We start from the raw sequence: 24,181 nt of genomic DNA on the forward strand, positions 1-24,181 counted from the left end.
TCGAATCGCGGTACGGCCCGGGGGTACGGCCGGGGCCACAGTGACCCGGAGGGGGTCGTCACGCTCGCAAACTGCTCGTGAGCAGGGCCCCTGGCGGATCGGGAGGGGCCCGCAGCCACTTATCCTGAGCGACCCGGTCCGTTCCCGGTGTCCTGGCCGTACAACATGTCCTTGGAGTCCGCCTTGAGGGTAAATCTCCGTTCCCGCGTCACCATGTGGCTCGGGCGCACCTACCTTGCCAGGATCCAGAAGCGCGGCATCGGGCCCGGCACGATCTCGCTGCTCCCCGACGCCCTGCTCATGCCGCTGCGCAGGGACGGACTCGACCCGGTACCCGAGCTGACCGCACGGCAGAGTGAGGAACCGGTCAGCAAGGTCCCGCTGCCGTTCGGTATGGACGCCTGGGTGGTCACCGGGCACGAGGCGGTGAAGGCGGTGCTCGGCTCCGCCGACGGGTTCAGCAACGACTTCACCCACCTCGCGGGCAACGCCGGCGTGGAGGAGGAGCAGCACCCCGGCGGCCTCGGATTCAGCGACCCGCCGGTGCACACCCGGTTGCGCCGCATCCTGACGCCCGAATTCACCATGCGGCGGCTGCGGCGCCTCACCCCCCGCATCGACGCCATCGTGACCGAACGGCTCGACGCGATGGAGGCCGCGAGCGGTCCCGTCGACCTGGTGGAAGCCTTCGCGCTGCCCATTCCCTCCCTGACCATCTGCGAACTGCTCGGCGTGCCCTACGAGGACCGCCACGACTTCCAGCAGCTAGCCATGGAGCGTTTCGACCTGTTCGGCGGAGCGACGGCGCCGCTCGGTGTGATGTCGGCGTCCCTCTCGTACTTCCGTGACGTCGTCAAGAAGCAGCGCGAGAACCCGGGCGACGGACTCCTCGGCATGATCGTCAAGGAGCACGGCGACAGCGTCGGAGACGACGAACTCGCCGGTCTCGCCGACGGCGTACTGACCGGCGGATTCGAGACCACCGCCAGCATGCTGGCGCTCGGCTCCCTCGTGTTGCTCCAGGAACCGGACGCCTTCGCGCGAATAGCGCACGACGAGGCGGCCGCCGCCACCTTCGTGGAGGAGGCCCTGCGGTATCTCACCGTGGTGCAGCTGGCCTTCCCGCGCTTCGCGCGCGAGGACGTCGAGATCGCGGGGGTACGCATTCCCAAGGGGGACATGGTGCTGTGTTCGCTCAGCGGCGCCAACCGCGACGCCGCGTTCACCCCCGGCGGCGGCGCTTTCGACGCGCACCGCAAGGCCGGCGGCAGCCATCTCGCCTTCGGCTACGGCATCCACCGCTGCATCGGGGCGGAACTCGCCCGGATGGAACTGCGCGCGGCCTTCCCCGCGCTGGTCCGCCGCTTCCCCGAGATGCGCCTTGCCGTACCGGCCGAGGAACTCGCCTTCCGCAAGCTGTCGATCGTGTACGGCGTGGAGTCGCTGCCTGTCCACCTGCGGGGTTGAGGGGTGCGGCAGGCCGCGGCGCCCGCCCCGGCCGGAGCCGGAGACGGGCGCCCTCGACTCAGCTCACCGTGAGCGAGGTGTCGTCCACGACGAACGACGTCTGGAGCTTGGATCCCTCGGTGGCGGTGAACTTGAGGGTCACCGTCTGCCCGGCGTAGGCGCCGAGGTCGAACGTGCGCGGGGCGTAGCCGCTCGCCGCGTTCAGGTTGGAGTACGTGCCGAGCGTGGCGAGGACCGTACCGCCGCTGCCCAGCACCTGGACCTTGAGGCTGTCGTACGCCGTGCTCGTCGTCGTCTCGGCCGTGTCGATGTGCAGCTGGAAGCCGAGCGAGGCGTTGCAGCCCGCCGGGATCGTCACCGTCTGCGCCAGGGTGTCGGTGTGCGCGGTGCCCTTGCCGCCGAGCCAGGCCTTGTACGCGCCGGAGTGCGCGGGCTCGGTGCTGCTGGTGTTGATGATGCCGCTGGTCGCCGTCCAGCCCGAACTGCCGGACTCGAAGCCGGGGTTGGCGAGCAGCTGGGCGCTCGTGCACGGCGACGGCGACGGAGAGGGGCTGCCGCCACTGCCGCCGGCGCCCGACAGCCAAGCAGTGGCGTTGAGTGCGAGCGCGGCGTCCGTACCCGCCGGGTCGTTCCAGCCGTCGTACAGCGTGTTGCCCGACTGGCCGGTGCCGTCGTCGATGGGTGAGCTGTCACCCCAGAACGCGATACGGCCGCTGCCGAAGGTGCTGGTGGCGAAGAAGGCGCCGGTGTTGCCCGAGTAACCGGTGCGGTAGACCTCGCCCTTGGCGGCCGGGTTGTCGGCGGGCTTGAGCGTGGCGGTGGTGCCGTTGCGGATGATGCTTCCGGTCACCTTCCCGAACGAGCCGTTCAGGACCGGGTCGGTGCCATCGCCCGTGGCCCTCGGGTTGTCGGTGGCGATGTTGAGCGAGTCCACCGAGAAACCGAACGGGTCGTTGCTGTTCACGCTGTTGTTGGACATCAGGTCGTTGATGACCTGCACCGCGTCCGCACCGTCGTTGTTGCGGTCCGAACCGGTGTGGTCGGAGATGAGGAAGAGACCGCCGCCGTTCTTGACGAACTGCATGACGGCGGTCTTCTCCGACGCGCTGAGCAGCACGTTGGGCTCCGGCAGTACGAACGTGTCGAAGTTCTTCAGATCGAGCGGCGACGACGTGCCGTAGGTGATGGTGTTGCCCGACGGCAGCGTCTTCAGCGCGTAGTCGCCGGTCTTCTGCAGCGCCACGCCCCACGAGGACAGCGCCCCGGTCCAGTCCGTCTCGGCCGAGGGCGACGGGTTCTGGCCCAGCGGGTCCGGCTGGCTGGTGCTGATGATCCAGTCGGCGTTGCCGGCGGTCTCCGCCTTGGAGTTGTCGAACAGCACGCGGTGCTGGGTGGCGGCCGCGGGAGCGGCGGGAGCGGTGGCGGCCTGGGCGGCGGCGCCCCCGGCGGCGACCAGCGCGCCGAGAGCGGTGAGCACACCGGCGGCCCGCCGGCGCGATCGGCCGGAACTTCTGGCTCCGAACATCCTGCATACCTCCATGAGGGGTGGGGGAGAGGCGGTGCGGGTATCAAGTCTGCGCGCGTAGAACGTCGTTGTACGGACGCACGGGCAGCGTGTGGTTGAACCGTACATGGCAACGAGGGGTGGTCGGCAGGGCTTGACGGTGGCGAAATCCGTCGGCAATCGAGCGTCCGGCGGTAGTTCTGCGCTCGTACGGAGGACGCTGGGGGAAGAACGCTGACGGGGAGCCCGTACGGGGATGTGCTGCGGGCGGAAATCGGGGAGGTTGTCGATGGCTACTGGCACCAGGCTGCGCCCAGTGGGCGACCAGGACGTGCGACTGCGCCACACGGTGGTGCACGGGTACCGCCGGGCGTACCGGATCGCGGGAGAGGGGCCGCCCGTGGTGCTGATCCACGGCATAGGCGACTCGTCGGCCACCTGGGCCGAACTGATCCCCGGCCTGGCCCGCCGCTACACCGTCCTCGCGCCCGACCTGCTCGGCCACGGCGCTTCGGACAAACCGCGCGCCGACTACTCGGTGGCCGCCTACGCCAACGGAATCCGCGACCTGCTCGGCGTCCTCGGCATCGAGCGGGCCACCCTGGTCGGGCACTCGCTCGGCGGCGGCGTGGCCATGCAGTTCGCCTACCAGTTCCCCGAGCACGCCGACCGGCTCGTCCTGGTCGGCACGGGCGGCGTGGGCCGCGAGGTCAACCCGGTACTGCGCGCCGCGGCCCTGCCCGGCGCCGACCTGCTGCTCGCCACGCTCTCCTGGCCCGGCATGCGGCTGTCGACCCGGCTCGCCATCGAGCTGTTGCGGCTGCTCGGGACCGACCTCGGCCAGGACGCGCCCGACCTGCTCAACCTCGTGGACGCGCTGCCCGACGCCACGTCCCGCAACGCCTTCATCCGCACCCTGCGCGCCGTGGTCGACTGGCGCGGCCAGGTCGTCACCATGCTCGACCGCTGCTACCTCACCCAGGGCGTGCCCACGATGCTGATCTGGGGCTCGCGCGACAGCGTCGTGCCCGAAGTCCACGCCCACCGGGCGCACGCCGCCATGCCGGGCAGCCGCCTGGAGATCTTCGAAGGGGCCGGACACTTCCCCTTCCACGCCGATCCGGCCCGCTTCCTTGCCCTGGTGGAGGACTTCGTGGAAACCACCCGGCCCGCCGACTGGAGCGCCCAGCGGTGGCACGACCTGCTGCACACCGGCCGCTCGGCCACCACGGCGGCCGACCCCGACCCTGTCTACGAGGCGGTCGTGGAGCGGGAGTTGAGGGTGGAGAGCGAACGGAGCGCCACGTAGGCGCGCCTCTCCCCAGCCTCGGTACGGATGTGGTGCACCGGCCGGGCCGGACCAGGCCTGGCCGGTACTCGGCCCCGGTCCCTCGTCGAGTACTGCCTCCATCACCGCCTTGGTGATCGGCGTGCCCAGCCACGCCGCGTCAGGGCAGGCAAATGCCCGACGCGGCGTCGTGTGCAATTCACCCGGCGCACATGTGGCGAGCCAATACTCACTGCGCGAAAGCCACTGCGGAAACCACATAGGGACCACCCGGGATTCGACTGTGCACCACGTCGCAGAGAACGGCACGCCCATGCTCTCGATATCCACCGCAACCACGGCCACCACCTCCTACGTCACCTCCATCGCGGACAGCGAGGAGCAGATCCGGGCCGCTCAGCGGCTGCGTCACCGCGTGTTCGGCGAGGAGATGGGAGCCACCCTCCCCACGACGCTGCCCGGCCACGACATCGACGCCTTCGACTCGATCGCCGACCACCTGATCGTCACCGACACCTCGACCGGCGATGTGGTCGGCACCTATCGGCTGCTTCCTCCCGGCCGCGCCCAACGTTCCTACTCCGAGGGCGAGTTCGACCTCACGGCACTCGCCGGTCTGCGGCCGTCGATGATCGAGACGGGGCGGTCCTGTGTGCACCCCGACCACCGCTCGGGCGCCGTCATCAACCTGATGTGGTCCGCGCTCGCCCGCTACGTCCTGCTGTCCGGCCACCGCCATCTCGCGGGCTGCGCGTCCGTACCGCTCCATGACGGCGGCGCGGCCGCCTCCAGCGCGTGGCTGCTCGGCAATGCCAAGCACTCCTCGCCGCCCGAGTTGCGGGTGCACCCGCGGCGCCCCTGGATGCCCGCCGGGCCGGCCGGCGGCCGCCCGAGCTACGCCGACCTGCCGCCGCTGCTGCGCGGCTACTTCCGCCTCGGTGCCTGGATGTGCGGGGCACCCGCCTACGACCCCGACTTCGACGTCGCCGACTTCTTCGTGCTGCTCGACATGGACCGGCTCAGCGACCGCCACCGCCGCTACTTCCTCGGGGACACCCGGTGAACCCCTGGTCGGTGGAGGCGCCCTGCACTTCGGCCTGTGTGAGGGCGGCCACGCCCCGAGTGCCGCTCGGTGAGACCGTGCGCCGCTATGTGGCGCTCACCCACACCCTCGTCCGCGCCGACGCGATGGGGGAGCGGCTCGCCGACCCCCGGATCCTGCGCACCCAGGCCCACGCCGTACTCGACGCGCTGGGCGTCCGTCTCGAATCCGGCCCCTCCCTGCCCGGCCGGGCCCCGGGTGCGCTGATCGTCGCCAACCACATCTCCTGGCTCGACGTCGTGGCGCTGCTCGCCGTCGAGCCGGTCACCGTCCTCGCCAAACGGGAGGTGGGCCAGTGGCCGCTCGTCGGCACGCTCGCCCGGCGCATCGGAACCCGCTTCATCGACCGGGCAGCCGTACGCGAACTCCCTCACGTAGTAGATGAGTTGGCGGACATGCTCCGCTCGGGCCGCTCCGTCCTGGTCTTCCCGCAGGCGACCACCTGGTGCACCGTGGCGGGCGGCCGGTTCAGGCGGGCCGCGTTCCAGGCGGCCGTCGACGCGGGCGCACCGGTGCGGCCGACGACCGTCGACTACGTCCAGCACGGCGAGCCCAGCACGGTCGCCGCCTTCCTCGGCGGCGACGACTTCACGACCTCGCTGCGCCGGGTGGCCGCGGCCCGGGACCTGACCGTCCGGGTCACCGCGCACCCGCCGCTGTGGGGGTCCGACCGCCGCACCCTGGCGGCGCGGGCCCACGCCGCGGTCACCGCCACCGTGCAGCCCGTGCACGCGGACCCGTACGCACGCGCCTGAACAGCGCCGGCCGCGCCCGGCGGGGCCCTAAGCTGAGCAGCCATGTTCGCACCCCAGGGCCCCACCGTCCGTGAACTCGCCGTCCAGGCGCTGTCGTCCGTCGAGCACGGTTACGACCTTCTGGCCCCGAAGTTCGACCACACTCCGTTCCGCACACCGGACGCGATCCTCCACTCCGTGGCCGCGGTACTCGACGGGCTCGGCCCCTTCGGGCGCGGACTCGACCTGTGCTGCGGCACCGGCGCGGGCATCGGTGTCCTGGAGGCGGTGTGCCGCGAGCGGGTCACCGGAGTCGACATCAGCGCGGGGATGCTCGCTGTTGCGGCCCGCTCGCATCCGGAGGCCGACTGGGTGCGGGCCGACGCACGGGCCCTGCCGTTCAGCTCCGGGTTCGACCTGGCGGTCAGCTTCGGGGCGTTCGGGCACTTCCTGCCCCGCGAGCGGCCGGCCCTGTTCGCCCAGGCGTACGCCGCCCTCAGGCCGGGCGGCCGGTTCGCCTTCCCCGTCGTCGCACCGGCCCGGCCCGGCAGCCCCGCCTACTTCGCCCTGCTGGGCTTCGACACCGCGATGCGGGTGCGCAACGCGCTGTGGCGGCCCCCGTTCGTCATGTACTACCGCGGGTTCCGGCTCAGCGACATCCAGCGGGAACTCGCGGCCGCCGGCTTCGGCGTGGAGTTGTACGCGCTGCGGGAGCTCGGGCAGCGCCCGGACGGCAGCCCGCGCGCCCGGCTCGTGGTGGCGGTCAAATGAGCCGACCACGGCGTCAGGACCCGTTGTGGAACACCGTCCGCGGGGTACGCGCGGGCAAGCGGCCGCAGCGGCCGCGGACCCGGGCGGGGTCCGGACAGCGGCTCTGAGGAGACAACGTGAAGCGCACAGGCCTGGTGGCCGCCCTGGCGGTCGTGGCGGCGGCCGCCGTCGTCCTTGCCGTCGTCGTCGGCCCCTGGTGGTGGCTGGCCGCCGGGCCGCTGCTCGCGCTGGCCGCGACCGGAACGCACGACCTCCTCCAGCGCCGCCACTCCGTGCTGCGTAACTATCCCGTCCTCGGGCACCTGCGGTTCCTGATGGAGGCCGTCCGCCCGGAGATGCAGCAGTACTTCATCGAGCGCGACTACGACGGCCGGCCCTTCGACCGCGACACCCGCTCCGCGGTGTACGAACGGGCCAAGGGAACCGCCGACCAGGACCCGTTCGGCTCCGAACTCGACGTCTACGAGCCGGGATACGAGTTCTTCACCCACTCCGTCGCGCCGGTCCCCGTCCCCGACGAGCCGCCCCGGGTGCGCCTGGGCGGCCCAGGCTGCTCGCACCCGTACGACATGTCCCTGCTCAATGTGTCCGCGATGAGCTTCGGCTCGCTGTCCGCCCAGGCGGTCCTCGCCCTCAACAGGGGCGCCAAGGAAGGCGGTTTCGCCCATGACACCGGGGAGGGCGGCATCTCCGAACACCATCTGCGCCACGGCGGCGACCTGGTGTGGGAGATCGGCACCGGCTATTTCGGCTGCCGCACGGCCGACGGGGACTTCGACGCCGAGGAGTTCGCGCGCAAGGCCGCCACCGACAGCGTCCGCTGTGTCTCGCTCAAACTGTCCCAGGGAGCCAAACCCGGCAAGGGCGGGGTGCTCCCCGGCGCGAAGGTGACCGCGGAGATCGCCCGGGTCCGGGACGTCCCCCGCGGGCAGACGGTGATCTCACCCAACCACCACCGGGTGTTCTCCACGCCGCGCGAACTCGTCCGGTTCATCGGCCGCTTGCGGGAACTGGCGGCCGGCAAGCCCACCGGATTCAAGCTGTGTGTGGGCAGCCGCCGTGATGTGCTGGCGATCTGCAAGGCCATGCTGGACGAGGACATCACCCCCGACTTCATCGTGGTCGACGGCGCCGAGGGCGGCACCGGCGCGGCCCCCGTCGAATTCGTCGACCACGTGGGAACCCCGCTGACCGAAGGACTCGGCATCGTCCACAACGCGCTGGTCGGCGCCGGTCTGCGCGACCGGGTGCGGATCGGTGCCAGCGGCAAGGTCGCCACCGGCGCGGACATCGTCAAACGGCTGATCCAGGGCGCCGATTACACCAACGCTGCCCGCGCCATGATGTTCGCCGTCGGATGCATCCAGTCGCGGCGCTGCCACACCAATCACTGCCCGGTGGGCGTCGCGACCCAGGACCCCCAGCGGGGCCGGGCCCTCGACGTCGAGGACAAGTACCAGCGGGTGCGGCGCTTCCAGGAGGCCACCGTGCACAGCGCCATGGAGATCATGGCTTCGCTCGGAGTGAGCGACCCCGCCATGTTGCGCCCCCACATGTTGCGCCGCCGCACCTCCTACCACTCGGTCGCCTCGTACGCCGAGCTCTACACCTGGCTCCAGCCGGGCCAGTTGCTCTCGCCCGCCTCGCTGCCCGAGGAGTGGGCCGGGTCCTGGAAGACCAGCGACCCGGACTCCTTCAGCGCCTGAGGGCGATCGCCTCAACCAGGCGGTCACCCCGCACGGCAGCCCCACCGCACCAGGCGGTGGGGCTCCGTCGCAGGTCAGGCCGAGTCAGCCAGCCTCAGCAACGACGCCACGAACTGGTCAACCTCCTCGGGGGTGTTGTACAGCGCGAAGGAGGCGCGAGCCGCCGCCTCAAGGCCGTAGTGGGCCAGGGCGGGCTGCGCGCAGTGGTGCCCGGCCCGGATCGCGATGCCGTCGCCATCCAGCCACGAGGCGATCGCCGCCGGGTCCTGCCCCGCCATGGTGAACGTCAGCACCGCAATCCGGTCGGGCGCCGAACCCAGGATCTCAAGGCCCGGCACCATCGCCATCGCCTGCTGTGCGTAGGCGGTGAGGCCCTCCTCGTACGCCGCGACCGCGGCACGGTCGAAGGACGTGAACCAGTTCAGCGCGGCCAGCAGACCGACCACCCCGGAGATGTGCCCCGTGCCGGCCTCCATGAGATGGGGCACCGGCGCGAACGTGGTGCGCTCGAAGGACACCGAGTCGATCATGTTGCCGCCGCCCTGCCAGGGCCGCAGGCCCGCGAGGACCTCCGGTTTGACGTAGAGCGCGCCGATGCCCGTGGGGGCGTACAGCTTGTGCCCGGAGAAGGCGTAGAAGTCGGCGTCCAGATCCGTCACGTCGACCGGCAGGTGGGCCACCGCCTGGGCGCCGTCGACCAGCACCTTCGCCCCGTAGCGGTGCGCGAGGGCGGTCATGTCGCGGACCGGCGGCACCGTGCCGAGGACGTTCGACGCCTGGCTGACCGCGACGAGCTGGGTGCGCGAGGACAACAGATCGGCGTAGGCGTTCTGATCGATCTGCCCGTCCGCCAGCAGCGGCACCGGCACGACGCGCGCCCCGGTCTCCTTCGCGATCAACTGCCAGGGAACGATGTCCGAATGGTGTTCCAGGACCGGTACCAGGATGTCGTCGCCGGGACCGAGGTTCGCCCGCCCCCAGCTCTGCGCGACCAGGTTGACGGCCTCCGTGGTGCCCCGGACGAACACGATGGAGTCGGGCGACGGCGCTCCCAGGAAGTCCGCGACGGCGGCCCGGCCCGCCTCGTACATCTCGGTGGCCTCGCGGGCCATGGTGTGCGCACCCCGGTGGATGTTGGAGTTCGCCGCACTGTAGTAGCCGGCGACCGCCTCGATGACCTGGCGGGGTTTTTGTGTGGTGGCCGCGTTGTCGAGCCAGACCAGCGGATGCCCGTTGACCGTGCGGTGCAGGATCGGGAAGTCCTTGCGCGCCGACTCGGGGGAGAACCCGGCCGGCTGCCGGCCCCTGCCCACCATGTCAGTGGGCCCCACAACGTCAGGAGTAGTCATGGTAGTTCGACACCTCGACGTTCTGGAGCACCGCGATCGCGTCCTCCACGAGGACGGCCGTGTTGAAGTACGCGGTCATCAGATACGAGGTGATGCCCTTGTTGTCGACGCCCATGTTCCGCATCGACAGGCCGGGCTCGACCTCGTCGGGGACCCCGGCCGGGCGCAATCCGACCACGCCCTGCTCGGTCTCGCCCGTGCGCATGAGCAGGATTTCCGTGGTGCCGACCATGCCGCCGCCCGAGAACCTCATCTTGTCGGAGGGCAGCAGCGGCACTCCGCGCCAGGTGAGCAGCGGGCTGCCGAAGCGGGTGTCCGTCACCGGCGGCACACCCCGGCGGGTGCATTCGCGGCCGAACGCGGCGATCGCCCGCGGGTGCGCCACGAAGAACCCCGGCTGCTTCCACACCCTGGTCAGCAGCTCGTCGAGGTCGTCGGGGGTCGGCGAACCGGTGCGGGACTGCACGCGCTGACCGGCGGACACGTTGTTCACCAGGCCGAACTCGGGATGGTTGAGCAGGGCCGCCTCCTGCCGCTCCCGCAGCGCCTGCACGGTCAGGTTGGACTGGGCGCGGGTCTGGTCGATCGGGCCGTTGTAGAGGTCGGCGACCCGAGTGTGCACGCGCAACACTGTTTGCGCGAGCGTCATGTGGTACTCGCGCGGCGCGTCCTCGTAGTCGACGTAGGTGCCGGGCAGTTCGACCTCGCCCAGGTGCCCCGAGCTGAGGTCGACGGGCACCTCCGCACCGGGTTTGACGCCGTCGCCCGAGGAATACGCCTCCATCGCGGTGTGCAACTGCGCGCTGCGGTCGGCCAGTTGGGCCAGTGCGCTGCGGTCGGCGCACAGGGCCGTGCCGGGCGTGAGCGCCTTGACGCGGTAGGGCATCGGCTCGCCGCGGGTCCAGGCGCCGAGGTCGAAGAACTGGCCGTCGCCGGCCACTTCGAGCAGCGCGTCCTCCCCGTACCGTCCGGTGACGCGCTTTTCGGCACGGCCCTGTACGAGCACCCACAGCCGCTCCGCGGGGTCCCCCTCCTGGACGAGGACCTGGCCCGCCTCGAACGTCACCGGGGTGAAGGCGCCCGCGAGTTCGGTGAGCAGGGCGTCATCGGAGTCGCGTAGGTACGGCAGCTCGCGCAGGTCGCCCGGCATGACGCGCGGGGTGCCGTCCTCGTCGTAGGTGCTGATCCGGTCGTCGCCCAGGACGAAGGTGCGGCGGCGGTTGACGCGGTAGACGCCGGATTCGACATCCACCCAGGGCAGCGCGCGCAGCAGATAGCGCGGGGTGATGCCGCGCATCTGCGGAACGGTCTTCGTGGCGGTGGCGAGCTGCCGTGCCGCATCCGGACCCAGACTCGTCTGCTGGTTATTCACAGGAGCATTCATCGGTACCTCCTCGTTGGGGTTGGACGAGGACCGATCGTGTTCCTGGGATGACGATGACCACAAGATGTCATGTGCCAGCGGCAGGCTTGAAAATGCCATTTCCAGGCAGCGAAGAAACGCTACACCGCAGGTCGGAGCATCTCCAGTGCAGGCAATAAGCGGCTCATTCTCATCTGGATGTACAGGCTATTAGATCCTGAAAGGCCAGCTTATGGGAACGGTATTTCAGGTCGAATTAAAAGTCCCGCGACGTGAATTCAACAGCCTCGGCCGTCGCATTGCCCACCGCCGGTCACATACGTGACGAGGCGTTCGAGGAAGAGTTCCTGGCCCTTGACGAGCAGCGGGGCCGCGGCGGCGGGCGACAGCCAGGCGAAGCGGTCCATCTCGGGGAATTCGCGCAGGGCGCCCGATCCCCTCGGCCATTCCATGGTGAAGACGCCCGGCACCGCCTCTGCGGGATCCAGGTCGCCTTCCAGGGCCCACACCGTCACGGTCTTGCCGCCGCGCTGCTGGATCTCGCCCAGCGGCACGAGCGCGCCCTCGGGTGCCGGCAGACCGAGCTCCTCCTGGAACTCGCGCCGGGCCGCGGCCTCAGGCTCCTCGTCCGGACCGTACTCACCCTTCGGCACCGACCAGGCGCCCGCGTCCCGCCCGGCGAAGAAGGGGCCGCCCATGTGCCCGACGAGCACTTCGACGCCGTCCCCGGCGTGGCGGTACACCAGGATCCCCGCGCTGCGTTTTCCGGTCATGCGGCCCAGTCTGCGGGCCCGGCGCGGACCCCGCCACGGGGTGCGCGCGGTTCCGGTTCCGGCCCGGGTGCGCGGGTACCCGGGTTCACAGGAGGTGGCGAGATGGCGGACGCCGGGCGTGACGAGAGTGCCGAGGAGCGCGCCGACCGCAAGTGGGGCGATCTGCTCCAGGAACTGCGGGTGGCGCAGACCGGTGTGCAGATCCTGTTCGGCTTCCTGCTCGCGGTCGTCTTCCAGCCGCGGTTCACCACGCTGGGCGCCACCGACCGGAGCATCTACGTCGTGACGGTGGTGCTCGGCGCGGTGACGACGGGGGCGCTGATCGGTCCGGTGTCCTTCCACCGGATGCTGGCGGGACGGCGGCTGAAACCGCAGACCGTCACCTGGGCGTCCCGGCTCACCGTCACCGGCCTGGTGCTGCTCCTGTGCACGATGGCGAGTTCGCTGCTGCTGATCCTGCGCCTGGCGCTGCACAGCACGCTGGCCCCGTGGCTGGTGGCGGGCGTCGTCTGCTGGTACGTGGGGTGCTGGTTTGTTCTGCCCGGCTGGGCGCGCCGGCGAAACGACAGGTGACCCGCGCCCTAACCGACCGCCTGCTCGGAGCGCTTGGCGGACACGGCCAGCGTGAAGGAGTGCCCGGCCGGGTCGGCGTACACCCGCTCGTCGCGCGGCCCGTTGTTGTCCTTGGTGTCGACGGGCGTCGCGCCGAGCGTGATGGCCTCGCGTTCGGCCGCGTCCATGTCGCCGAGCGCCACCACGATCCGCAGGTGTGCCTGCTGGGAGTCGTCGGGGCGCGGCCAGCTCGGCGGCGCGTACCCGTGGTCGCGGCGGATCGCGAGATGGACGCCGGCCGAGCCGACGATCTCCACGAAGTCGGGGTCGCAGGCCGTCTCGATCTCACCGCCGAGCAACTTGGCGTAGAACTGGGCGAGTTCGACGGGCTCGGCACAGTCGAGAACGAGGATGCTGGTCTTGGAAACGGTCATGCCGGGCGAGTGCCCGCCGGGCGCGGCAACTAACACCCTTGCCTACGCACCGTGTACGGACAGCCCGCGACGCGATCGACACGGACATGCCCGAGCTCGAAGGCGGCCGACTCGCGCTCGGCGCGGCGACGACCACCGGCGAAGAAGCCCCAGCGCGTCGCGCAATCGCGCTGGACGACCGGGAACCTTGGCGGTGCGGGCGCCGCGGCATCGGCATCCCTCAGCGCCTGCCTCGTTCCCGGCAGCGCCCGGCTCCTGCCCCTGAGCGCCCGCCCCTTCCCGTCGGCGGGCGTCAGCATCCCGTCAGCGCCCGCCTCCTTCCCGTCAGCATCGCGTCATGACGCATCGCCGGACCGGCACGCGGGCATAGCGTCGGTGCCGTGCCCCGGCCCGCCTCCCCGTGCCGGGGCCGCCACCCGCTCCCCGGACCCCTCGGAGCGACCTTGATGGCAGAGCCCGTCCGCGGCGAGCCTCCCCGACCCCGGGAGCGGCCGCCGACCGGCTGAGAAGGGACGTACCGCCATGACCATCACGCACCCGCCCACCGACACTCCGGCCGCCCCCGACGACCTGTCCGTCTGGCCGGCCTCCACCGGGCGGGCCGGCCACGGCGCGCTCAGCGTGGGCGGGGTCCCGCTCACCGAGGTCGCCGAGCGCTTCGGAACGCCCGCGTACGTCCTGGACGAGGGCGAAGTACGCGATCGCTGCCGCACCTACCGCAGCGCCTTCCCCGAGGCCCAAGTCCTGTACGCCGCCAAGGCGTTCCTGTGCCGGGCGCTCGCCCACTGGGTCGAGGAGGAGGGGCTCGGTCTGGACGTGTGCTCGGCGGGCGAGCTCGAACTCGCCGTCACGGCGGGCTTCCCGCCGGAGCGGATCGTGCTGCACGGCAACGCCAAGTCCCCCCACGACATCGAGACCGCACTGCGACTCGGCGTCGGGCGCATCGTCATCGACAGCCCGTCCGAGATCGCCCGCCTCGCCGCCGCGGTCGGCCCCGGCGGCCACCAGAAGGTGATGGTCCGCGTGGTGCCCGGCATCAGCGCGGGCGGCCACGACAAGATCCGTACCGGTACCGACGACCAGAAGTTCGGTCTCTCCCTCACCGACGGCCACGCCCAGCACGCCATCAGCCGCATCCTCGGCCAGCGCCAGCTCGAACTGGTCGGCCTGCACTGCCACTTGGGCTCGCAGATCACCACCGTCAAGCCCTATCTCGCGGCCGTACGCCGCATGGTCGGCCTGATGGCCCGTATCCGCGACACCCACCAGGTGACGCTGCCCGAACTCGACATGGGCGGCGGCCACGGTGTCGCCTACCGCCCCGGCGAGGAGGCGCTCGACATCACGGCGCTGGCCCGGCGCATGCGCGCCGAACTCATCGAGAGCTGCGCGGCGGCCGGGCTCACCGTGCCCCGCCTGCTCGTCGAACCCGGCCGCGCGATCGTCGGGCCCGCGGGCGTCGCCCTTTACCGCGTCCTCGCGGTCAAACACACCGGCGACAACCTGTTCGTCGCCGTCGACGGCGGGATGAGCGACAACCCGAGACCGGCCCTGTACGGGGTGGGCTACGCACCCCGGCTGATCGGGCGGGCTTCAACCGCCCCGTCCCGCAGGGCGACCGTCGTCGGCCGGCACTGCGAGGCGGGCGACGTGCTGGCCGCCGGGGCGGACCTGCCCGGCGACGTCCACCCCGGTGACCTGCTCGCCGTACCGGTGGCGGGTGCCTACCACCTGTCCATGGCGTCCGGATACAACCTGGTGGGGAGGCCGCCGGTGGTCGCCGTCACCCATGGCCACGCCCGGCTCCTGGTCCGTCGCGAATCACTGGATGACTTCCGCAGCCGCGACATCGGGCTCTGACGCGGTGGTGGCGCGGGCCCGCTGAGGTGACGGCGTGCTACTGCGGGCGCTGACCCACGCGGGACGCCGGGCGCCGGCCGAGGAGTTCGGCGAGGCCGCGGCGGGTCGCGGCGAGCACGACCCGGTCCTCGGGCCGCAGGACGTACCCGTCGGGGAGCCGCCAGACCAGATCGCCCGGCCGGCTGTCGGCCCCCCGGGCGGCCGCCCGCTCGCCGGGCGGCGAGGTGTCGAGCGCCAGGACCCGCCAGGCGCCCTCGCGAAAGGCCTCCTCGACGGTGCGGCCCTCCAGCTGCGGATGGCCCCCCACCTCGACCGCCGCGAAGAGCAGCACCTTGCGCTCCACCGGTATGGCGCCCAGGATCTGACGGCCCATCATGGCCGAGGCGAAGGCGGGCGCGGCGAGGTGCGAGACACTGCGGCTGCGGGTGAGGGCCCCGGGGTGGGCCGCGCGCAGGGTGCGGTATACAGCGGTGGCGAAGTCGTCGTCGTACAGCCGCATCACCACCCGCAGATCGGGTTTGACCGAGCGGGCGTACAGAGCCGCCTCAAGGTTGGTGGTGTCCGAGCTGGTCAGCGCGAGCAGGGCGTGCGCGCGGTGGATGCGGGCCGACTCCAGGATGCCCTCGTCGGTGACGTCGCCGATGACGGTGGGCACCCGCAGCCGCCGGGCGAGCCCGATGCCACGGGCGTCGGGGTCGGACTCCACGCACACGACGGGAATGTCGAGTTCGCGCAGCCGGGCCAGGACCCGGGCACCGAGCTTGCCCATGCCGAGCAGTACGACATGGCCACTGAGGCCGCGCGAGGGGCGCGGCAGCGCGGAGGCGCTGCGGAAGGTGCCGAGTCCTTCCAGGACGGCGGCGATCAGCACCGGCAGGAGCAGCAACCCGGTGAGGCCGGACAGGAGTTGGAGGATCTGGCGGCCCACCGGCTGGTCGATGGCCGGATCGTCGATGGCGAAGATGTCGAGCAGGGTCAGATACGCCGCGTGCAGCGGATCGTCGCCGGTGGTCAGCCAGGTCGCGATGGCCAGCGCGATCACGGAGGCGACGACCCCGGCGAGCGACCAGCGCAGCCGGCGCGAGAACAGCCGGCCGAGTGGGGCGCCCAGATCGCTGAGCCGGCCCGGGGGCTGCGCGGGGCCCGTGTAGGTGACCGTCTCCAGAACGACCCGGCCGCGCCGATGGGCCTCGTCCATCGACCGTTCGTCGGGCAGCAGCCGGGGCCCTTCCGAGCCGCTGCGGTCCGAACCCTCCGCGCCCGCCGGGTCGTTGGTGGTCGACGACAGCAGGGCCAGGGTGCACAGACCGGGGTCGGTGACCTCGCCGGGGCGCGGCGGCGGACGCTGCCCCGCCCGCAGCAGCACCCCGTCCGCGTGGACGACCTTGCTGGTGCCCGCGAGCGCGGTGGCCGCGAGGGCGGGGGCCGCGGTGTCGGCGTCGGACAGCACGGTGGTGGAGGCATCCGATCCGGCCGCGTCCGGACCCGGCGCCACGAGAGCCGCGGCCTGGTCGAGCAACTCCTCCAGATACTGGCCGAGTTTGCGGTTGTAGAGGCGGATGACGAGGCGGACCCGGGGATTGAGGCGCCGGGCGATGAGGGCGCCGCGGATGTTCGTCTCGTCGTCCCGGTGCACCAGCGCCAGCGCCGTGGCCTGTTCGATACCGGCGTCGAGCAGCGCCCCGTCGTTCGGCTCCACCGCCTCCAGGAGGCGGGCGCCGCCGGTGTCGTCGGACCCGGTGACGGGGACGCGGAGCATCGCGGACGACACGCGGCCGAACAGTGCCGAGGCCCGCGCCCGGTTGCCCGCTGGGCTGCGGACCTCCCGGGTCGCGTTCTCGGGCGGCACCACGAGCGTCACGCGCTCCCCGTACACCTCGCGCAGTTCGGCGGCAAGCCGGCGGGCGAGCGCGCCGTCCCCGCTGACGACCATGTGTCCGACGGGCGGCGGAGTCGGCCGCGACTGGGGCGGCAGCGGCTGATGAGGAAGTGAAGGCACATCCCAGACCTTGCCCCATCAGGTGGCGCCGCGTCGACGGCCCACCGGTTCGGGGCGCGGCGCCCGAACGCCCCGGTGGGCGGCGGACGCCCCGAACAGGGCGTGCAGAAGGACGGCGGCGAGCGTCCCGGCGACCACCCCGCTGCCCGCGATCGTGCGGATCCAGCCGGGGAATCCGCCGTAGAGGCCGGGGGCGAGCAGGGGCAGCAGACCTACCGCGAGTGCGAGCGCGGCCACCAGAGAGTTCGAGCGCTCGCCGAGTTCCGCGCGGGCCAGCATCTCGACGCCCATCACGGCGATGACCGCGTACACGACGAGTGCCGATCCGCCGACGACCGCGGCCGGCAACCCTGCCACGAGACGAGAGAGGGGGGAGAGCAGCCCGGCCAGTACCAGCAGGCCGCCCGCGCCTGCCGTCACGTACCGGCTGCGTACCCCGGTGAGTCGGCCGATCCCGATGTTCTCGGCGCTGGTCACCATCAACGACGTACCGAAGAGGGCGCCGACGAGTGAGACGAGAGCGTCGGCGCGGGCCACCCTCGGGACGTCGTGGCCCGGGTCGGGCACGCGCCCCGCCGTCTCGCTGCTCAAGACGCTCTGGCCGGTGATCTCGGCCAGCGTGGTGAGGCTGAACACGAGCAGCGGCAGGGCCGCCATCGGGTCGAACTCCGGGGCGCCGTAAGGGAAGAGGACCGGAGCTGAGAAACCGGAGCCCGCGGCCGGGGTGAACGCGCCGAGCCCCGTCGTCACCGCGACGACCGTGCCCACCGCCATGCCGATGAGGACGGCCGTACGCCGCCACACCCCGCGCAGCACGAGATGGGCCAGAACCGTCGCCGTCACGGTCGTCGCGGCCAGGGCGACGGTCCGCGGCGCCGCCGTACCGCCGGGGCCCGTGACGAGCTGGGCGGCGACCCGGATCATGGAGATCCCGATCAGGAGGACGGTCACCCCCATCACCAGCGGCGGGAGGAGCCGCACCACGCGGGTGTACAGCGGCAGCACGGCAAGGAGAAGCGCCGCCGCCAGCAGCACCGAGCCGCTCGCCACCGCGGGGCCGTGGTCGCGGGCTATCTGGAGGAACAGCGCGGCGGCCGCCCCGCCCGGCAGCATCACGAACGGCAGCCGGGCGCCGAACGACCAGACGCCGAGCGACTGGAGGAGCGACCCGGCGCCGCACAGCACCAGGACCGCGCTCAGCAGCGAGGCGGTCCGGTCGGGCGGCAGACGCAGGGCCGCCGCCGTCAGGAAGACGGTGGAGACGGGCGCCGCGACCATGGCGAGCACATGCTGCACGGCGAGCGGAGCAAGCCGCCCGAGCGGGACGCGCTCGTCGACGGGCGACGTCGTGGGCCGCGTCATGGGCGCGCCTCCAGCCAGGGCAGCTCTTCGGCCGCGTAACGGTAGGAGCGGAACACCGCGTTCGGCTCGGCCGGGAAGAGCCGCCGCACCTCGGACTCCTCGTAGCCGCCGAACTGCGGAACGATGAACTCCCAGCACAGATAGCCCTGTTGGGTCACCTCGAAGAGGCGGCCCGCGGGGGAGTCGGTGATCAGCGTGTTGCCGTTGGGCAGCCGCTGTGCCGATCCCATGAACGGCGCGAAGAACGATTCGCGGGCCGGGTCGTGGTACTCCCACACGACCTTGCCGCCGCCGCGCTCGATCTCGACGACGCGCGAGTACGGCACGTCGTGGCCCGGCCGGAAGACGCCGTTGTCGAAGATGAGCACGTTGCCGTTGGCCAGCTCGGTGGGGTGGTGCTGCTGGGAGACCGTGCCGGGGTCGGTGCGCCACAGGATCTCGCCGGTGTCCCGGCTGATGACGACCACCGCGGACACGCTGCGCAGACTGGCCAGGATGTTCCCGTCGGCAAGCGGGGTGACGCTGTTGATGAGCGGCCAGTGCTCCCGCGCGTAGTCGGCATGCAGGGCGTACTCGGCCCGGTCGAGGTGGTCGGCGGCCCGCCAGGACCACAGCTCGCTGCCGTCGGGCGTGACCTCCTTGATGGTGTCGGCCCACACCGTCCCTCCGGCCGCCTCGGAACCGGCGACCCCGCCGAGGACTCCGGCCGCCTCGGCGCCGCGCAGCGGTTCGAGCCCGGTGTAGAGGATGCGGCCGTCGTCGAGGTGGTGGGCGTCGTGGTGCTGGAGGGGATCGCGGTGCTCGCGCACGACCGTGCCGTCCGGCCCGGCTTCCAGCATCACGCCGCCCCGGTACTTGTGCCACATCGGGAACAGCGCGTCCTGGCCCGGCAGTACGCCGTTGTAGGCGAGGTTCCCGTTGCCGAGGATCCGGGCGTGCCGCCCCGGCCGGTAAGGGAGGTGCCAGGTGTGGACGGCCTCGCCGCGCAGGTCCACCAGATACACCTCGCCGCCCCCGGTCAGCGGCGCGTAGAGCGTGAAGCCCGGGCAGGCCGCCTCCGGGTCGAGCGCGATGAGACCGGTGCCGCGCCGGCGGCGCTGATTCTGGTCGACGACGGTCGGACGAGCGGTCACGACGCCACTCCTTCAAAGTTTTTTTGATGTCCTCAAACAGCTTCGAAGGTAGAGGCGTTGTGTGTCGGCGGTGTGACGGGCGTGCGAAACCGTCCCGCGCGGTGCGTAAGGTGATCCTCAGGGAGGCGGTGCGCATGAACGACGCAGGTGAGACGGGTGCGGGGCCGGGCCTGGGCGGCGCGGTGCGCCGTCGGCGCCGGGCGCTCGATCTCACACTCGCGGCCGTCGCGGAACGCAGCGGCCTGTCCGTGCCGTTCCTCAGTCAGATCGAGAACGAGCGGGCCCGCCCCAGCATGCGCTCCCTCCAGCGCATGGCGGACGCGCTGAACACGACGGCCGTGGCACTGCTCGCCGCAGCCGACGCAACGGACCGCACGGTCGACGTCGTACGCGCCGACGACGACGCGGGCCTCTCGCCCGACGCCGGTGTACGCCCGCTGGTGCGGGGCCGCCATCAGATGCACGCCCTGGAGTTCACCGGCGAGCGGGCGGCCGACCGTGAGTTCCTGCACCACAACGACGAGTTGATGTATGTGGCGGACGGTGCGGCCGAGGTCGAGGCGGAAGGGCGCGGCTACACCCTGGCGAAGGGCGACACCCTGTATCTCGCCGGCGGGGTGCGCCACCGCTGGCGTGCGACGCTCCCCGGAACCCGGGTCCTCGTCGTCGCCGTCTCCGACCACATCGAGGGGTCAGGAGGCTGATGCTCCGTCAACTCCCGCTCTCGGCCAGGCTGTTGTAGCGCAGCAGATACTCTGCGAAGCGGTCCAGGTCCTCCGGGGCCCAGTTGGCAAGCCGGTCGTGGAAGGCCTGGCGGCGCAGCTCCGCGGCCTCCGCGAGCTTCGCGGTGCCCGCCGGGGTGAGCTGGAGCAGCTGGATGCGGTGGTCGTCGGGGTCGCTGATGCGCTCCACGAAGCCGAGCTTCTCAAGAGCCGCGATCTGCCGGCTGATGGTCGACTTGTCGAGCATGTAGTAGGCAGCCAGATCGGTCGCCCGGCAGCCCTGCTGGTCCTCCAGATGGGAGAGCAGGGTGAACGAGACGAGGGACAGCTCCGGGTGCATCCGGGCGGCGGCGGCCCGCGCGCGCCGGGCGAACGCGGTGAGCTCACGCTGAATGGTGGTGACCGACTGGTCTCGGCTGAGCACGGCTGTTCCTCTCCACTCCCGACGGGTCAGTTGTAGAATACAACGCCCTTGTGGCCGCCGGATCCGCCGCGCCGGGCGGATCGCCTCAGTCCTGCCCTCGATCGTCGTCCAGGGCGTCCAGGGCCGCGGTCAGCCAGCCGATCCAGAACGTCTCCAGCTCGATGCCGCCGCGCAGCACCAGATGCCGCAGCCGGTCCTGCTCACTGTCCCGCTCGGGCGGGAAGTCCTTCGTCTCGATACCGCGGTACGTCTCCAACTGGGCGCGGTGCAGGGCGAGATGACGCTCCAGCTCGCCCCGCAGCCCGCCCGTGCCGATCACCGCCGCCGCCCGCATCCGCAGCAGCAACGGGTCCCGCATGGGCTTGGGGTCCTGCCCGGCCGCCGCCCACCGGACGAGCTCCGCACGGCCCGCGGGCAGCACCTCGTACTCCTTCTTCTGCCCGCGCGCGGGCGCGGCGGACGGCAGCGCGCGGATGAACCCGGACTGCTCCAGCTTCCCCAGCTCGCGATAGATCTGCTGGTGCGTCGCCGACCAGAAGTAGCCGATCGACTTGTCGAAACGGCGGGTCAGCTCCAGGCCCGAGGAGGGCTTTTCGAGCAGAGCGGTCAGGATCGCGTGCGGGAGAGACATGACCGCATCCTAGGTTCGGCGGCGAGCCTCAGAGGCTTGCCGCGAGCCGGGTGCCCTGGTCGATGGCCCGCTTGGCGTCCAGCTCGGCGGCCACGTCGGCGCCGCCGATCAGGTGCACGGTCGCGCCGGCCGCGCTCAGCTCCTCGTACAGGCCGCGTCGCGACTCCTGGCCCGCGCACAGCACGACCGTGTCGACGGGCAGCACCGACGACTCGCCGTCGACCGTGATGTGCAGGCCCGCGTCGTCGATCCGGTCGTAGGTGACGCCCGGGACCATGTTCACGCCGCGGTGCTTGAGCTCGGTGCGGTGGATCCACCCCGTCGTCTTGCCGAGCCCCGCGCCGACCTTCGTCGTCTTGCGCTGGAGCAGGTGCACCTGGCGCGGCGGCTTGGGCCGCTCGGCCTTGCGCAGCCCGCCGCGCTCGCCGTACGCGGTGTCCACGCCCCACTGCCGGAAGTACGTCTCGGCGTCCAGGCTCGCCGCGTCGCCGCCGTCGGTGAGGAACTCGGCGACGTCGAAACCGATGCCGCCCGCGCCGATGACCGCGACCCGCTCGCCGACCGGCGCCCCGTCCCGCAGCACGTCGAGGTAGGTGACGACGCTCGGGTGGTCCGAGCCCGGGATCTCGGGGGTGCGCGGGGTGACGCCGGTCGCGATCACGATCTCGTCGTACGAGCCGTCGCCCAGGTCGCCCGCGCTGACCGCGGTGTTCAACTTCACGTCCACGCCGTGCAGTTCGAGCTGCGTACGGAAGTAGCGCAGCGTCTCGTCGAACTCCTCCTTGCCGGGCACCCGCTTGGCGATGTTCAGCTGGCCACCGATCCGGTCGGCGGCGTCGAAGAGGGTGACGGCATGCCCGCGCCCGGCCGCCGTGACGGCGAAGGCGAGTCCGGCCGGGCCCGCGCCGACCACCGCGACGCGCTTGCGCAGCTTGGTGGGGGACAGGACCAGCTCGGTCTCGTGGCAGGCGCGCGGGTTGACCAGGCAGGAGGTGATCTTGCCGCTGAAGGTGTGGTCCAGGCAGGCCTGGTTGCAGCCGATGCACGTGTTGATCGTCTCGGCGCGGCCGGCGCTCGCCTTGGCGACGAACTCCGGGTCGGCGAGGAAGGGACGCGCCATCGACACCATGTCCGCACGCCCATCGGCGAGCAACTGCTCGGCGACTTCAGGGGTGTTGATGCGGTTGCTGGTGATCAGCGGGATCGACACCGACCCCATGAGCTTCTTCGTCACCCAGGTGTACGCGCCCCGGGGCACCGAGGTCGCGATCGTCGGGATGCGCGCCTCGTGCCAGCCGATGCCGGTGTTGATGATCGTCGCCCCGGCCGCCTCGATGGCGCGCGCGAGGGTGGTGACCTCCTCCAGCGTCGAGCCGCCGGGGACCAGGTCCAGCATGGAAAGGCGGTAGATGAGGATGAAGTCGGTGCCCAGGCGCTCGCGCGTGCGGCGCACGATCTCGACCGGGAAGCGCATCCGGTTCTCGTAGGAGCCGCCCCAGCGGTCGGTGCGCCGGTTGGTGGCGCCCGCGACGAACTCGTTGATGAGGTAGCCCTCGGAGCCCATGATCTCGACGCCGTCGTAACCCGCCGACTTCGCGAGTTCGGCCGCGCGCACGAAGTCCTCGACGGTCTGCTCGACCTGCTCGTCGCTCAGCTCATTCGGTACGAACGGGCTGATCGGCGCCTGGAGCGGGCTCGGCGCGACCAGGTCCTGGTGGTAGGCGTACCGCCCGAAGTGCAGGATCTGCATCGCGATCCGGCCGCCCTCGCGGTGCACGGCGTCGGTGACCGTCCGGTGCTGAGCGGCCTCCGCCTCGCAGGTCAGCTTGGCGCCGCCCGGGTAGGGCCGGCCCGCGTCGTTGGGGGCGATCCCGCCGGTGACCATGAGGCCGACCCCGCCGCGGGCCCGCTCGGCGTAGAACGCCGCCATCCGCTCGAAGCCGTTCTCGGCCTCTTCGAGCCCGATGTGCATCGAGCCCATCAGCACCCGGTTGGGCAGGGTGGTGAACCCGAGGTCGAGGGGGCTCAGCAGATGGGGGTACGCGGTCATGGGGGCGCCTCCGGGTGGGGTGTCGTCGCCTCCAGTTGTAGACCAGCCGACCCCGGTTATGCAACAAGTTGCATAACACTGAGGTGGCGCTCACACCCAGGGCGGCGGCTCCTCGGGGACGAGGGGATGGACGTCGAAGAGCACGGCCGCCTCCGCCCCCATGGCCGGACCCGCCGCCCGCGCCATCCACGTGAGGAACGGTCCCGGGGCGAAACCGTCGGCCTGTGCGCCAAGGCCCTTCGTGTACTCGGCGTGCGCCGTCAGGGACGCGATGCCCCGCTCCAGCGGATCGCCGGTCACCTCGACGCCGTGCGTGGGCCGCTCCGCCCCCGCGAACGCGACGAAGCGGATCCCGCCCCACGGCTCCAGGCCCTCGTCCGCCAGCTCCGGGAAGATCCACCGGTTACCGGCGTCCCGCGCCGCGTCGAGCGCAGCGAGCCCGACCGCCCGGTGGTCGGCCTGGTTGACGAGGCCGCCCACCATCCTGATCGTGTACGGCCCCGACACCATCACCTCCGGGCGGAACCTGCGGATGGCTCGCACGATGTCGCGCCTCAGGTCGATCCCGTACTCGACCACCCCGTCCCGGTGGCCGAGGAACTCGACATCGGTGACCCCGACCTCGCGCGCACCGGCCCGCTCCTCGGCCTCGCGCAGAGGCGCGGCCCGGTCGGGAGGCATCCCGTCGATGCCCGCCTCCCCGCGCGTCGCCAGGACGTAGCCCACCTGTTTGCCCTGCGCGGTCCAGCGGGCGACCGCCGACGCCGTGCCGTACTCGATGTCGTCCGGGTGCGCCACGACGGCCAGACACCGGTTCCAGTCCTCCGGCAGCGCGGGAAGCGGCGGGCCGCCGGTGCCACCCAAGTCGTTGAAGGCACTCATGCCCCCATGATGGCGCGGGTCGTGGGGCGACGACAGCGGAGCGCGGGGGCGGCCGCGGCCACTCGGCTGTATCTG

21 protein-coding genes are annotated in these 24,181 nt (G+C 71.7%); 9 read left to right on the forward strand and 12 right to left on the reverse strand.

Annotated elements, in window-relative coordinates; all coding sequences use genetic code 11:
- Positions 1-165: 165 nt before the first annotated feature.
- On the forward strand, positions 166-1,467 hold the full coding sequence (locus tag OG522_RS32460; protein WP_385521717.1) for a cytochrome P450: 1,302 nt from the start codon (positions 166-168) through the stop codon (positions 1,465-1,467).
- A gap of 58 nt (positions 1,468-1,525) precedes the next feature.
- Here OG522_RS32460 and OG522_RS32465 read toward each other — a convergent pair whose 3' ends face one another.
- Positions 1,526-2,992: a hydrolase gene (locus tag OG522_RS32465; RefSeq protein WP_329466608.1), complete on the reverse strand. Its 1,467-nt coding sequence runs from the start codon at positions 2,990-2,992 to the stop codon at positions 1,526-1,528.
- Positions 2,993-3,260: 268 nt separating this feature from the next.
- On the opposite strand from OG522_RS32465, the gene OG522_RS32470 reads away from it, so the two are divergent.
- The 5 genes from OG522_RS32470 to OG522_RS32490 all read left to right on the forward strand — a co-directional run bounded on the left by OG522_RS32470 (position 3,261) and on the right by OG522_RS32490 (position 8,572).
- On the forward strand, positions 3,261-4,280 hold the full coding sequence (locus OG522_RS32470) for an alpha/beta fold hydrolase (protein WP_329466609.1): 1,020 nt from the start codon (positions 3,261-3,263) through the stop codon (positions 4,278-4,280).
- A gap of 292 nt (positions 4,281-4,572) precedes the next feature.
- The gene (locus OG522_RS32475) at positions 4,573-5,322 is read left to right on the forward strand and encodes a GNAT family N-acetyltransferase (RefSeq protein ID WP_329467823.1); all 750 of its coding nucleotides are present in this window, start codon (positions 4,573-4,575) and stop codon (positions 5,320-5,322) included.
- Complete coding sequence (locus OG522_RS32480) at positions 5,319-6,116, forward strand: lysophospholipid acyltransferase family protein (RefSeq protein ID WP_329466610.1); 798 nt, start codon at positions 5,319-5,321, stop codon at positions 6,114-6,116. Before OG522_RS32475 ends, OG522_RS32480 begins: the two co-directional genes overlap by 4 nt.
- A 42-nt stretch (positions 6,117-6,158) precedes the next feature.
- Positions 6,159-6,866, forward strand: coding sequence for a class I SAM-dependent methyltransferase (locus OG522_RS32485; protein WP_329466611.1), 708 nt, complete (start codon positions 6,159-6,161; stop codon positions 6,864-6,866).
- A 116-nt stretch (positions 6,867-6,982) separates the two neighbouring features.
- Entirely contained in the window at positions 6,983-8,572 is a 1,590-nt protein-coding gene (locus OG522_RS32490; RefSeq protein WP_443074770.1) for an FMN-binding glutamate synthase family protein, read from the forward strand.
- A gap of 74 nt (positions 8,573-8,646) precedes the next feature.
- Here OG522_RS32490 and OG522_RS32495 read toward each other — a convergent pair whose 3' ends face one another.
- The 3 genes from OG522_RS32495 to OG522_RS32505 form a co-directional block, all read right to left on the reverse strand.
- Positions 8,647-9,921, reverse strand: coding sequence for a cysteine desulfurase (locus tag OG522_RS32495; protein WP_329466612.1), 1,275 nt, complete (start codon positions 9,919-9,921; stop codon positions 8,647-8,649).
- The gene (locus tag OG522_RS32500; RefSeq protein ID WP_329466613.1) at positions 9,908-11,305 is read right to left on the reverse strand and encodes a family 2B encapsulin nanocompartment shell protein; all 1,398 of its coding nucleotides are present in this window, start codon (positions 11,303-11,305) and stop codon (positions 9,908-9,910) included. The genes OG522_RS32495 and OG522_RS32500 overlap by 14 nt, the downstream gene beginning before the upstream one ends.
- A 257-nt stretch (positions 11,306-11,562) precedes the next feature.
- Positions 11,563-12,057: an NUDIX domain-containing protein gene (locus OG522_RS32505; protein ID WP_329466614.1), complete on the reverse strand. Its 495-nt coding sequence runs from the start codon at positions 12,055-12,057 to the stop codon at positions 11,563-11,565.
- Positions 12,058-12,159: 102 nt separating this feature from the next.
- Between OG522_RS32505 and OG522_RS32510 the strand changes: the two genes are divergently transcribed.
- The gene (locus OG522_RS32510) at positions 12,160-12,630 is read left to right on the forward strand and encodes a DUF6328 family protein (RefSeq protein WP_329466615.1); all 471 of its coding nucleotides are present in this window, start codon (positions 12,160-12,162) and stop codon (positions 12,628-12,630) included.
- 8 nt (positions 12,631-12,638) lie between these two features.
- Here the strand turns inward: OG522_RS32510 and OG522_RS32515 are convergent, their stop codons facing one another.
- Complete coding sequence (locus tag OG522_RS32515) at positions 12,639-13,043, reverse strand: VOC family protein (RefSeq protein ID WP_329466616.1); 405 nt, start codon at positions 13,041-13,043, stop codon at positions 12,639-12,641.
- 522 nt (positions 13,044-13,565) lie between these two features.
- On the opposite strand from OG522_RS32515, the gene lysA reads away from it, so the two are divergent.
- Positions 13,566-14,903, forward strand: coding sequence for a diaminopimelate decarboxylase (gene lysA, locus OG522_RS32520; RefSeq protein ID WP_329466617.1), 1,338 nt, complete (start codon positions 13,566-13,568; stop codon positions 14,901-14,903).
- Between the two features lie 37 nt (positions 14,904-14,940).
- Here lysA and OG522_RS32525 read toward each other — a convergent pair whose 3' ends face one another.
- The 3 genes from OG522_RS32525 to OG522_RS32535 all read right to left on the reverse strand — a co-directional run bounded on the left by OG522_RS32525 (position 14,941) and on the right by OG522_RS32535 (position 19,397).
- Positions 14,941-16,836 carry an NAD-binding protein gene (locus OG522_RS32525; protein WP_329467825.1) on the reverse strand — a complete coding sequence of 632 codons (1,896 nt, stop codon included), beginning with the start codon at positions 16,834-16,836 and terminating at the stop codon, positions 14,941-14,943.
- Between the two features lie 84 nt (positions 16,837-16,920).
- A complete protein-coding gene (locus tag OG522_RS32530) occupies positions 16,921-18,264 on the reverse strand; it encodes a uracil-xanthine permease family protein (RefSeq protein ID WP_329466618.1) in 1,344 nt (447 codons plus the stop codon).
- Positions 18,261-19,397, reverse strand: coding sequence for an aryl-sulfate sulfotransferase (locus OG522_RS32535; RefSeq protein WP_329466619.1), 1,137 nt, complete (start codon positions 19,395-19,397; stop codon positions 18,261-18,263). The genes OG522_RS32530 and OG522_RS32535 overlap by 4 nt, the downstream gene beginning before the upstream one ends.
- 134 nt (positions 19,398-19,531) lie before the next feature.
- Between OG522_RS32535 and OG522_RS32540 the strand changes: the two genes are divergently transcribed.
- Entirely contained in the window at positions 19,532-20,101 is a 570-nt protein-coding gene (locus OG522_RS32540) for a helix-turn-helix domain-containing protein (protein WP_329466620.1), read from the forward strand.
- Positions 20,102-20,108: 7 nt separating this feature from the next.
- On the opposite strand, the gene OG522_RS32545 is transcribed toward OG522_RS32540, so the two are convergent.
- From OG522_RS32545 to OG522_RS32560, 4 genes are all read right to left on the reverse strand, one after another.
- Positions 20,109-20,543 (reverse strand): MarR family winged helix-turn-helix transcriptional regulator, encoded by a 435-nt coding sequence (locus OG522_RS32545; RefSeq protein WP_329466621.1) that lies wholly within the window; start codon positions 20,541-20,543, stop codon positions 20,109-20,111.
- A gap of 85 nt (positions 20,544-20,628) precedes the next feature.
- Positions 20,629-21,174, reverse strand: a complete 546-nt coding sequence (locus OG522_RS32550) for a PadR family transcriptional regulator (RefSeq protein ID WP_329466622.1) — start codon at positions 21,172-21,174, stop codon at positions 20,629-20,631.
- Positions 21,175-21,202: 28 nt separating this feature from the next.
- Positions 21,203-23,224, reverse strand: a complete 2,022-nt coding sequence (locus OG522_RS32555) for an NADPH-dependent 2,4-dienoyl-CoA reductase (RefSeq protein WP_329466623.1) — start codon at positions 23,222-23,224, stop codon at positions 21,203-21,205.
- Between the two features lie 90 nt (positions 23,225-23,314).
- Positions 23,315-24,106, reverse strand: coding sequence for a PIG-L deacetylase family protein (locus tag OG522_RS32560; protein WP_329466624.1), 792 nt, complete (start codon positions 24,104-24,106; stop codon positions 23,315-23,317).
- Positions 24,107-24,181 lie beyond the last annotated feature (75 nt).

Source organism: Streptomyces sp. NBC_01431, assembly GCF_036231355.1.
In the GTDB taxonomy this organism is placed as follows: Bacteria; Actinomycetota; Actinomycetes; order Streptomycetales; family Streptomycetaceae; genus Streptomyces.